The 12,273-nt window shown below is 34.8% G+C and carries 9 protein-coding genes; 8 read left to right on the top strand and 1 reads right to left on the bottom strand.

Annotated features, from left to right (window positions below; translation table 11 throughout):
* Positions 1-7: 7 nt before the first annotated feature.
* Together pheT and ACFQ18_RS03045 are read left to right on the top strand one after the other, a co-directional pair.
* Positions 8-2,434 (top strand): phenylalanine--tRNA ligase subunit beta, encoded by a 2,427-nt coding sequence (pheT, locus tag ACFQ18_RS03050; protein WP_047185352.1) that lies wholly within the window; start codon positions 8-10, stop codon positions 2,432-2,434.
* Positions 2,435-2,820: 386 nt separating this feature from the next.
* A complete protein-coding gene (locus tag ACFQ18_RS03045) occupies positions 2,821-3,612 on the top strand; it encodes a LysM peptidoglycan-binding and 3D domain-containing protein (protein WP_047185351.1) in 792 nt (263 codons plus the stop codon).
* Between the two features lie 61 nt (positions 3,613-3,673).
* Here the strand turns inward: ACFQ18_RS03045 and rnhC are convergent, their stop codons facing one another.
* Positions 3,674-4,609, bottom strand: coding sequence for a ribonuclease HIII (gene rnhC / locus ACFQ18_RS03040; RefSeq protein ID WP_084823993.1), 936 nt, complete (start codon positions 4,607-4,609; stop codon positions 3,674-3,676).
* Between the two features lie 116 nt (positions 4,610-4,725).
* Between rnhC and zapA the strand changes: the two genes are divergently transcribed.
* From zapA to ACFQ18_RS03010, 6 genes are all read left to right on the top strand, one after another.
* Positions 4,726-5,034 carry a cell division protein ZapA gene (gene zapA / locus ACFQ18_RS03035; protein ID WP_244986880.1) on the top strand — a complete coding sequence of 103 codons (309 nt, stop codon included), beginning with the start codon at positions 4,726-4,728 and terminating at the stop codon, positions 5,032-5,034.
* A 6-nt stretch (positions 5,035-5,040) separates the two neighbouring features.
* The gene (locus tag ACFQ18_RS03030) at positions 5,041-5,583 is read left to right on the top strand and encodes a CvpA family protein (RefSeq protein ID WP_047183678.1); all 543 of its coding nucleotides are present in this window, start codon (positions 5,041-5,043) and stop codon (positions 5,581-5,583) included.
* Positions 5,584-5,748: 165 nt separating this feature from the next.
* Positions 5,749-7,467, top strand: a complete 1,719-nt coding sequence (gene polX / locus ACFQ18_RS03025; protein WP_047183679.1) for a DNA polymerase/3'-5' exonuclease PolX — start codon at positions 5,749-5,751, stop codon at positions 7,465-7,467.
* A 21-nt stretch (positions 7,468-7,488) separates the two neighbouring features.
* Positions 7,489-9,831 carry an endonuclease MutS2 gene (locus ACFQ18_RS03020; protein ID WP_047183680.1) on the top strand — a complete coding sequence of 781 codons (2,343 nt, stop codon included), beginning with the start codon at positions 7,489-7,491 and terminating at the stop codon, positions 9,829-9,831.
* Between the two features lie 182 nt (positions 9,832-10,013).
* A complete protein-coding gene (locus ACFQ18_RS03015; RefSeq protein ID WP_047183681.1) occupies positions 10,014-10,421 on the top strand; it encodes a DUF350 domain-containing protein in 408 nt (135 codons plus the stop codon).
* A 168-nt stretch (positions 10,422-10,589) separates the two neighbouring features.
* Positions 10,590-12,272: a long-chain-fatty-acid--CoA ligase gene (locus ACFQ18_RS03010; protein WP_379565688.1), complete on the top strand. Its 1,683-nt coding sequence runs from the start codon at positions 10,590-10,592 to the stop codon at positions 12,270-12,272.
* Position 12,273: the final 1 nt, after the last annotated feature.

Raw genomic sequence — 12,273 nt, 5'->3', positions numbered from 1 at the left:
GACTCGTATGTTAGTTTCATTTAATTGGTTAAAAAATTACGTTGATTTAGGAGATATTACTCCAGAAGAACTTGCTGAAAAAATTACGAAATCTGGTATTGAAGTAGAAGGCGTTGAGTATTTTGCCGAAGAAAGTACGAATGTTGTTGTTGGATATGTTGTATCGTGCGAGAAACACCCTAACGCAGATAAATTAAATTTATGTCAAGTCGATGTTGGGGATGAAACTTTACAAATCGTGTGTGGCGCTCCAAACGTCGCCGAAGGACAAAAAGTAGCGGTGGCAAAACCAGGAGCAAAACTTCCGGGTGGATTTAAAATTAAGAAGGTAAAATTACGCGGTATCGAATCCAATGGAATGATTTGCTCATTACAGGAACTTGGGGTAGATGAAAAATATATCCCAACAGATATTACCGATGGGATCTTTGTATTCCCGGAAGATGCTGTAGTAGGTGAAAGTGTTGTTTCCCTTTTAAATTTAAATGATGCCATCTTAGACTTAGATGTTTTAGCAAACAGAGCGGATGCTTTAAGTATGCTAGGAGTGGCATATGATGTAGCTGCTATTCTTAATAAAGAAGTGAATCTCCCTGAAGAAGAATATTCTACTAGTGAAGGGAAAACGGAAGATTATATCGCTATTGAGGTAGAAGCACCGGAACTAAATCCATATTATGGTGCATTTATCATTCAGGATGTAGAAATAAAGCCATCTCCATTATGGATGCGAAACTATTTAATGGCCGTTGGTGTTCGTCCAATTAATAATGTTGTAGATATTACAAACTATGTATTAATGGAATACGGTCAACCTTTACATGCTTTTGATTATGATCGTTTTTCATCAGAGAAAATCGTAGTTCGCCGTGCTAATGAAGGGGAAACGATGGTTACTCTTGATGATCAAGAAAGAACGCTAACGACAGAACAGTTACTTATTACAAATGGAAAGGTACCAACTGCTTTGGCTGGAGTTATGGGTGGTGCTAACACAGAAGTAACATCAGAAACAAAAAATGTTTTACTTGAAGCGGCCTATTTCGATGGTGGATCGGTTCGCAAAACGGTTAAAGCGACTGGTTTACGAAGTGAATCCAGTACACGATTTGAAAAAGGCGTTGATCCAAATCGTGTGAAAAAAGCAGGTATGCGTGCAAGCTATCTTTTACAAAAATATGCAAATGGGAAAGTATTATCTGGTGTAGTTGAATTCGACGAGTTAGACAAGTCGGAAAAAGTAGTAACAATGGAGACTTCTGCTATCAATGCGAAATTAGGAACAGAAATTACTAGTGAAGAAATTGTGAATATTTTGAACAGATTACAATTCCCGTTCACACAAGATGGTGAGGCATTTACAATTCAAGTTCCGACTCGTCGCGGAGATGTTACAATATTTGAGGATATGTTAGAAGAAGTGGCAAGAATTTATGGATATGATAAGTTGCCATATACCTTACCAGAAGGTTCAAATCAAGCTGGACGTTTAACAGAAAAGCAATTATTAAAACGTAAAGTGAAACAATATATGCAATCAGCTGGTCTTTCAGAGATATTAACTTATTCGCTTACAAACGAGAAAAATATAAATCGACTAGTAAGTCCGGAAATATCGAAACAGAATCCAACTCCGATTAACCTTGCGATGCCTATGAGTGAAGACCACAAATATTTAAGATTAAGTATGTTACCTGAAATGTTAGGTACCTTAACATATAATTTGGCTAGAAATCAAAGTAATCTTGCTTATTACGAAATGGGATCTGTATTCATTTCTAATGAACAAAAGATTAGCAAACAGCCAAAAGAATTGTTAAGAATTGCAGGTGCGATAACCGGAAAATGGTTGGAGCAATCATGGCAACAAGAGGAAAAAGAAGTTGATTTCTTTGTTGTAAAAGGAATCTTGGAAGGTTTATCGGACTACTTAAAAGTATCAATAAGTTTCCATCAAGCGAAAGTTGACAATATGCATCCAGGTAGAACAGCGGTTGTCAAAATTCAAGATAAAACGATTGGGTTTGTTGGGCAGTTACACCCTAGTTTACAAAAAGAATTAGATTTAAAAGACACATACGTATTTGATTTAAATCTTGAAGAAATCCTTGATGCTTACGATGGTGAACCATCATTTGAAGAGATTTCGAAATATCCATCTGTTGCCAGAGACATTGCCTTCATTCTAGATAATGATGTTTTGGCAGGTGATGTTAAAACTGTAATAGAAGAAGTAGGTGCACCACTTGTCAAACAAGTAAGTATTTTTGACGTGTATGAAGGCGAAAATGTTCCAGATGGTAAGAAATCAGTTGCATATAGCTTGCTTTACCAAGATCCGCATAAAACATTGTTGGACGATGAAGTAGAAGCTTCATTTGAGAAAATTGTGGAAGCAGTAAATAATAAATTTAATTCTTATATACGTTCATAAAAGTTTGTACCGTTAACACATAGAATTTTCTGAAAGGAAGATTCTATGTGTTTTTTATGTGGATTCAAGTGCAACGATATACATGCAAGTCTAATAGCAAAACCGAGTTTTTTCTAATAAAATTTCATAGCAGTAAGAACCCAAATTATTATAGGTATGTTTGTCTTATAGAGAATAGAACCTATTAAACAAATTATATAGTAGTTGTAATGTATGAAATATACTCTTAAATGGAGTGTAACCGCACTAAGGTGTTAACCATGTTACGATTAGCTTGGCAGATAGGAAAGTTCAAACTTTCTTCCAGGGGCTTCATTACTCGCCCCACCGTAAAAGTCTGCAAAAGTGCAACAAAGGCTTTAATCAATTAAAAGGGGGACTACATAATGAAAAATTTAGTAGCCGTATTTTTGGGATTGATCTTGGCAAGCTTTGTGGGAATAACCGTAGCATCAGCACAACATGAAGTGCAAAAAGGGGATACACTTTGGGAAATTGCATTAGCACATAACACAACAGTAGAATCGTTAATGGAAGTGAATAACTTAAAAGGTACGTTAATCTATCCAAAACAAATTTTACAAACTGAAGGTGGCAAGGAAGTAAAACAGGAAAAACAACAAGGTCATCAAGAAGGTTATTATATTGTTAAAAAAGGGGATACATTAGGTAAGATTAGTGGAAATAACGGTTTAACCGTAACCCAACTAAAATCAATGAATAATCTATCATCTAACATGATTTATGCCGGTCAGAAACTAACTTTGAATGGTAATGTTCCAGCGGTAAACTCCAATCCTGCATCTGATGCTAAAGTAACTTCAATTGAGGTCAAGGAGGAAAAGGAAACTACACAAGAAAGTACTAATAATGATTCGACACCACAAGGGAAAACCATTTCCGTTGAAGCTACAGCATATACCGCTCATTGTACAGGATGTTCCGGTATAACAGCAACTGGTGTTGATTTAAGATCAAATCCAAATGCGAAAGTAATTGCTGTAGATCCAAATGTCATTCCTTTAGGAACTAAAGTACATGTGGAAGGATATGGTTATGCAACTGCTTCGGATACAGGTGGTGCAATTAATGGAAATAAGATTGATATCCATGTACCGACGAAAGAACAAGCAAATAATTGGGGCAGACGTACCGTTGAGGTAACTATCGTTGACTAGCTTTCTTTAAAATAAAAAGGTTGCTTATGCATGCATAAGCAACCTTTTTTTACATAATCAACTAATTTAAGTATTTTATTGCTTTTTTTGTGTTTGCAAAGTGTACTTTTGCCAACGAATCTAAGGCGTTTTCTCCCTTTGTTTTAATGATTTTTGCGATAACCTGATCTACTTTATTAGAAGCTCCTTTTGGTAATTCAATGCCAAATTCATTTGAAAGTTTTTCTATTTCCTTGACAAAACTAGTTCTAGCAACAATAGAACCTGCAGCCACAGCAATAGAGTAACTTTCTGCTTTTGTCATAAAATAGGTTTTTTCTTGTAATACTCGATTTTCTGATTTTAAATAATTGATATATACACCTGGTTCACAAAACTGATCAATTAATATACCTTCGTAAAATGCTTCTTTACCGATTTTTTTTCTCAAATGATTTATGGCTGCATGGTGTAACATTGCTTTCATTTTCCCCTGGGACCAACCTTTTCTTTGTAATCGGTTATATTTTTCATTATGTAAAATAACAAGCGAATACGGAATATTTAATTTCACAATTTCTTTAGATAAGTCCTTAATGATAGGGTCAGTTAAGTTTTTGGAGTCTCTAATTCCCAAATCCTTTAATAAATTGATTTGCTCTTTCTCTACATAGACCGCTCCCACTGTAATTGGTCCGAAATAATCTCCAGTACCAGCTTCATCAGAACCAATATGACTATTTGAAAATATTGTTGGCTCTGGTGAATAGGTATGTTTTTTGTTTGTTTTAGTTTTTATTAAGCTAGGTTGTGTCTTATTATTTACCCATTTATCAGCTTCCACTTCAGGAGATTTTCCTTGGAATAGTACTTTACCTGATTTATATGAGGTAATAACGGCACTGGAAGTCTTAGCTCGAAATACTGCTCCTTGCGGTGTAGAGGTAAGAGCATTCTGATAGTACTGTTTCATTTCTAGAATAATTTCTTTTGATAATTCAGTTACAATCTGTCCCAAGATATCTCTCCTTTAGAAATTTCCTTAACATAGGAATTTAATTAAACATTTAACAATATATATTGACTATAGCAAACTACGTAGGATAAGGAAAATCTTTTTAAAATAGCAGGTTCATGTTAATATTAGGTGTAGAATTCTTTGGCAGGGAGGCTTTTCTCGTGGCGGAAGTAAAAAAAGAACGTGTTACCGTGGAAATAAAAAATAGACCTTATACAGTAGTTGCAGATGAAGAATCCGCAAGTCATGTACGTTTAGTTGCAACTCTTGTTAATCAAAAAATGAAGGATTTGCAAAATGCTAATAGAAATCTTGATACAGAAAGTCTTGCTGTACTAACCGCTTTAAATACGATGAATGATTACTTAAAGTTAAAGGAAGATTATGCAAGATTGGTAGGTTCATTGAAAAGGAAAGAGGAATAGTAGAATATGTTTAATCTTGTATTATTATTGTTTTTAATGTTTGGCTTTTTTATGGGGCTTAAAAGAGGATTGATTTTACAAATATTACATTTAGTAGGATTTATCGTAGCTTTTGCCGTAGCAGCGATGTATTGTGATGATTTGGGGCCAAAACTAGCACTGTGGATACCGTACCCAGAATTACCTGAAAGTACTTGGGCTTCATTTCTTCAAACGTTACCATTGGAAAAAGGGTTTTATAATGCAGTAGCATTTGTACTTATTTTCATTGCTGTTAAAATTTTCATGCAGATTATAGCTTCTATGCTCGATTTTGTTGCCTCCATCCCTGTTATTAATTCTGTTAATAAATTGCTTGGTGCGGTTTTGGGATTTATAGAAGTATATTTGATTGCATTTATTATTTTATATATCTTAGCATTAACACCAGTAGAAACAGTGCAAGGATGGATAACTGGGTCACCAATTGCATTATTTATTGTTGAACAGACACCTTATTTCTCGGGTAAAATTTTAGATTTATGGTTCTCTTTTATGGAAGATAAGTAGAATTTGGACTTTATCCAGCAAATAAATTAAGACTGATTCATCTTATTAGTTATACAATTGTATCTCATGTACAATTGTATTAACATAAGAAGGATTAGTCTTTTAATTTTGTACAGTATATCATGAGCTACATGTAATTTTTCTAATGAAAAGGTGAAAATAACAATGGCAATAAATAAAAAAGATATTATAAAATTACTAGAGAAAATTGCAATATATTTAGAACTTAAGGGCGAGAATTCTTTTAAAATATCAGCCTATAGAAAAGCTGCTCAAGCTTTAGAAAAAGATGAACGATCGCTTGCTGAAATTGATGATTTCACAAAGATTAAGGGAATTGGTAAGGGGACCAATACCGTTATTTTGGAATATATAGAAAAAGGGTCATCAGAGACACTTAAACAACTTGAGCAAGAAGTTCCAAATGGTTTAATTCCATTACTGCAATTACCAGGATTAGGCGGTAAAAAGTTATCAAAGCTTTATCAGGAGCTAAACGTAACGGATGTAGAGTCATTAAGAGCGGCATGTGAGAATGGTAAGGTTGAAACTCTTCCTGGCTTCGGTAAAAAAACAGCGGAAAAAATTTTAGCAGCAATCGAGGAAGCGGGGACCCGTCCAGAACGGCTACCGATTGCTAATGTTATACCTATTGCAGAAAAAATAGAGACCTATATAAAATCGATGAAAGATGTTGAAAAGTTTTCATTGGCCGGAAGTTTAAGGCGAATGAAGGAGACGATAAAGGATATTGATTTTATTATTTCAACAAAAAATCCTGAGTCCATTAGAAATCAACTTTTGGACATGCCTGGTATAAAGGACGTTATTGCAAAAGGAGATACAAAGGTATCTGTTATCTATGATGATGTATATGATGTAAACGTGGATTTTCGAATCGTTACAGAAAAGGAATTTGCAACGACCTTACATCATTTTACTGGATCAAAAGACCATAATGTGGCTATGAGGCAATTAGCAAAGTCCCGTGGCGAGAAGATTAGCGAGTATGGTGTGGAAATCGAGGAGACAAAAGAAGTTCTAACTTTTAAAAGTGAGGAAGATTTTTTCCATCATTTTGGTTTAACGTATGTTCCTCCTGAGATACGTGAGAATACGGGGGAAGTTGAGTCTTTTGATAAAGCTTATCCCCTCTTAAAACTTGATGATATTAAAGGCGATTTACATATGCATACAACGTACAGTGATGGTGCACAATCATTGGAAGAAATGGTTAATCAAGTACGAAATAAAGGTTATTCCTATGTAGCGATTACAGATCATTCAAAGTATCTACGTGTTGCAAATGGATTAGACGAAAGTCGATTAAGAAAACAGAGGGAAGAAATTGATAAGTTAAATGAGAGATATGATGATATTCATATATTTGCTGGAGTGGAGATGGATATTTTACCGGATGGTAGTTTAGATTTTTCAGATGACTTCTTAACAGAAATGGATTTCGTTATTGGGGCGATTCATTCCAGTTTCAACCAATCTGAGGAGCAAATCATGGAAAGATTGTTTGCAGCATTGGAGAATCCGTACGTTTCATTAATTGCCCATCCCACCGGAAGACTAATTGGTAGACGGGATGGCTATCAAGTTGATGTAAATAAGTTAATTGAAAAAGCGAAAGAAACAAATACAGCTTTAGAAATTAATGCAAATCCAAACCGTTTAGATTTATCGGCTAAGTGGGCAAGGCAGGCCCAGGAGGCGGGAGTTCTTCTAGCTATAAATACTGATGCACACAGTTACCATATGCTTGAACATATGAAGTATGGCGTAGGAACAGCGAGAAAAGGTTGGGTTCGTAAAGATACTGTAATAAATACATGGGATAAAGATAAACTAATGAATTTTTTTAGCAGGAATAAGTAGAAATAAAAGGAGTTTAGAAGTATGAATGACCGTGTGCTTCAAATATTAGAATTTCCGAAAATTATTGAGCAATTAATCAATCAAGCAGCTACATCCATTGGTAAAGACTATGTTTCCAATATGAAACCTTCAACTGAAATAGAGAAAGTAAATCGAATGCAAGATGAAACGGATGAAGCAGCACAAATTATAAGACTAAATCAATCTATTCCTTTAGGCGGAATTACAGATATTCGAATGAGTCTCAAAAGAAGTGAAATAGGTGGTACTTTAACTACTGAAGAATGTTTAAACGTAGCAAATACCATTTATGGTGGAAGAAAAGTAAAGAATTTTATTGGAAGTCTAGAAGTTGATTTACCAATATTAAAAGAAATGGTAGACGAAATTATTTCTCTCCGGGAACTGGAACAAGAAATTAAAAATTGTATTGATGATCATGGCCATGTAATGGATAGTGCATCCCAGACGTTACGTGGTATACGTTCATCTATACGTTCATACGAGTCCAAAGTGAAAGAAAAATTAGAAGGTTATACAAGGTCAAATAGTAAAATGTTATCTGACTCCATCGTGACCATAAGAAATGATCGTTACGTTATACCGGTAAAACAAGAGTACCGTGCGTCTATTGGCGGAATTGTTCATGATCAATCATCGTCTGGTCAAACGTTATTTATGGAACCAAAAGCAGTAGTGGAATTAAATAATCACTTACAAGCTGCTTATATGAAAGAAAAACAAGAGATAGATCGGATTTTAAATGAATTAAGCGGATTAATTGCGGAACAGAGTGAATTTCTTCATCAGAATGTATCTATATTAGGCGAAATTGATTTTATTCATGCTAGAGCCTTATTAGGAAATCAAATGAAAGCTGCAAAACCAAAAATGAATAATCAAGGTATTATAAAAATGAAACAAGCACGTCACCCACTAATCCCTGTAGAAGAAGTTGTTCCAAACGATATTGAAATAGGCGAGTCTTATTCGTCTATTGTTATTACGGGGCCAAACACAGGTGGGAAGACAGTTACATTAAAAATGGTTGGATTATGTACATTAATGGCTCAGTCCGGATTACAAGTACCAGCATTAGACGGTTGTGAGTTAGCAGTCTTCCATGAGGTGTTTGCAGATATTGGAGATGAACAATCGATTGAACAAAACTTAAGTACTTTTTCATCTCACATGACAAATATTGTGGATATTATTAAAAATGTGGACCATCGTTCATTCGTATTATTTGATGAATTGGGTTCAGGAACAGATCCAGGTGAAGGTGCAGCACTGGCTATGGCAATATTAGATGAAGTTATTTCCAGAGGTGCTCAGGTTATTGCCACAACTCATTATCCGGAATTGAAGGCATATGGTTATAATCGTGAAAATGTAATTAATGCCTCTGTTGAATTTGATGTCGAAACATTACAACCGACGTATCGATTATTAATCGGCATTCCCGGGAGAAGTAATGCATTTGAAATATCAAGTCGGTTAGGGTTAGATCCCCAAATCATTGATAGAGCGAAAGGATTAGTTGGGGTAGATTCTAAAAATGTAGAAAATATGATTGCTTCATTAGAACAGTCTCAAATTTCAGCTGAAAAGGACTATGAAGAAGCGCACAAAGTATTATTAGAAAGCGAAAAAATCCACAATCAGCTGGAAAAAGAGTACAAACAGTTCCTGGATAAACGGGAACAACTATTTAAAAAAGCGGAAGAAAAAGCTGAAAAAGCTCTAACAAAAGCTCGTGAAGAAGCACAAATCATTGTAGATGAAATGAAAAATATGAAATCCAATGTGGAAATAAAAGAGCATGAGTGGATTGAAGCTAAAAAGATGTTGGAAGAAGCAAAACCGAATCTATTAAGAAAAAATGCTTCAACACAAAAGGTTTCTGCAAAAGAAACGAATGAACTTCACCCAGGAGATGAAGTCAAGTTGTTAACGGTAAATCAAAAGGGTGAAGTACTGGAAAAAGTTAGTGATAATGAATATTTAGTACAAGTCGGAATTATGAAAGTAAAGATGAAACGTAAAGACTTACAGTTATTAGGTAAACCTAAACAAAATGATGTAAAACCTGTTACAACGATTAAAGGTTCCAATTACCATGTTAAGACAGAATTAGATTTAAGGGGGGAGCGTTATGAAGATGCTCTACTTAAATTGGAAAAATATATAGATGACAGCCTGTTAGCTGGTTATCCGAGAGTGTCTATAATTCATGGAAAAGGAACAGGGGCTTTACGAAAAGGTGTACAGGACTTTGTGAAAAACCATCCGAATATTGCTTCATCAAGACCTGGTGCAAATGGTGAAGGTGGAAGTGGAGTTACTGTAATAGAGTTTCGTTAGTTTTAACTTAAAAGTAGCCATGCCCCGACAAGTGACGGAACATAGTCGAATCGGACTTTTGAACAACCTCTCTAAGGGTTTCAATTGCACCTGGCTACTTTTTCTTTATAAATATTCACATAAGAAGTTATTTTAAAAACATGGTATGATAGGCTTGGAATAAGGACGAAAGGGGCTTTTTCATGGAAATGTTTTGGGAAAATATTGTAGTGATAACTGCTGCAAGATATAGTGTTGTTGTACTATGTACCATGATTTTCCTAGCAATTTTTGAATTGGTTACTTCATATAAAAATTGGCAAGAAATTAAAAATGGAAATTTTGCTGTCGCAATGGCAACAGGAGGAAAGCTTTTTGGAATAGCTACTATTTTTCGTTATTCCATTGAACATAACGATACGATTCTGCAAAGTATAGGTTGGGGAGCTTTTGGATTTCTTTTATTACTCCTTGGTTATTTTATCTTTGAGTTTCTTACACCAACTATAAAAGTAGATGAAGAAATAGGTAAAGGGAATCAAGCAGTTGGATTTATATCTATGATGATATCCATTGGATTATCATTTGTTATAGGTGCAAATATTCGTTGACATAGAAGAGAGGTGGAAAATGGATGGTATTTGAAAGATTAGCTAAAATATTAATAGTTGTAGCTGCTATTTTCATGATTTGCGGAGTTGTTTATTTTCTTTAAAAATATTCAAAAAATAGCATTTAATTTGTATAATGGTCATAATAAGTAAAAAGGAGGTATGTAAGTGGATTATAAAAAGTGGCATGATCATTATCCAAGTGAAATACCAATAAGCTTATCTTATGATGAAAAACCGCTACACATGTTCTTACGGGAAAGTGCTGAACGGTACAGTGGGGATATAGCGCTTCACTTTATGGGAAAAGAAATGACATTCACCGAACTTTATTTACAATCAAAAAAAATGGCCAGTTATCTTCAATCACTAGATTTAGTGAAAGGGGATAAAGTAGCTATTATGCTTCCAAACACCCCGCAATCTGTAATTAGCTATTACGCTACACTTATGGCAGGTGGTATTGTTGTTCAAACGAATCCTTTGTACACGGAAAGAGAACTTGAGTATCAATTAGTAGATTCAGAAGCCAAATTTATTGTTTGTTTAGATATCTTATTGCCGAAAGTAAAAAATGTACGTGACAGAACAAATCTTCAACACGCTATTGTTACTAGAATTAAAGATTACCTTCCCTTTCCCAAAAATCTGATTTACCCATTTATACAAAAACGTGAATATAACATAGTTGTTAATGTTGAACAAACTCATGATACCCACGTATGGAGAGATATGTTAGACATGGCAAGTAGTGAGTATCTAGAGGTGGAAATAAATCCAAAAGAAGACTTAGCCCTTCTTCAGTATACCGGCGGAACTACTGGTAATCCAAAAGGTGTGATGCTCACTCATTATAATTTAGTTGCAAATGTTCAAATGTGTAATGCATGGCTATACAAATCAAAGAATAAGCGTCAAACAGTATTAGCGGTGTTACCGTTTTTTCATGTGTACGGAATGACAACTGTAATGAATTTTGCAGTGATGCAAGGATCTAAAATGATTTTAATGCCAAAGTTTAATCCAGATGACATTTTGAAGGCGATATCAAAACAAAGGCCTACTTTATTTCCTGGTGCGCCGACAATTTATATTGCGCTATTAAACCATCCTAATCTTAATGAGTATGATTTATCTTCTATAGAGGCTTGTTTAAGTGGATCTGCTGCTCTCCCTATAGAAGTACAAGAGAAATTTGAAAAGATAACTGGTGGAAGACTTGTTGAAGGGTATGGATTGACGGAATCTTCTCCTGTTACTCACGCTAATTTTGTGTGGGGAAAACGAGTAAATGGAAGTATAGGTGTACCATGGCCAGATACAGATGCGAAAGTGTTTCGTGTAGATTCCGATTTAGAAGAAGTAGATTTGGGCGAAATTGGTGAAATTGCTGTAAAAGGTCCTCAGATTATGCAAGGTTATTGGAATAATCCAGAGGAGACAGAGAAAGTATTGAAAGATGGTTGGTTGTTAACTGGTGATTTAGGGTATATGGATGAAGATGGTTATTTCTATATAGTAGATCGGAAAAAGGATATGATAATTGCAAGTGGTTATAATATTTATCCGAGGGAAGTAGAAGAAGTTCTCTATGAGCATGAAGCGGTTCAAGAAGCAGTTGTAGCCGGTGTTCCCGACTCCTACCGAGGTGAAACCGTAAAAGCGTATATTGTATTAAAGAAAGGGTACCAAATTACAAAAGAAGAATTAGATAAATTTATGAAGGAAAATCTGGCAGTCTATAAAGTTCCTAAAATATACGAGTTTCTAGATGAATTACCGAAAACAGCTGTAGGAAAGATTTTAAGAAGAAAATTGGTGGAGGACGATAAAGAAAAAGAGAAAGTATAAT

Origin of the sequence: Oceanobacillus caeni (assembly GCF_042678465.1) — a bacterium.
Taxonomy (GTDB): domain Bacteria; phylum Bacillota; class Bacilli; order Bacillales; family Amphibacillaceae; genus Oceanobacillus; species Oceanobacillus caeni.
This window is presented reverse-complemented; position numbering and strand designations above follow the sequence as displayed.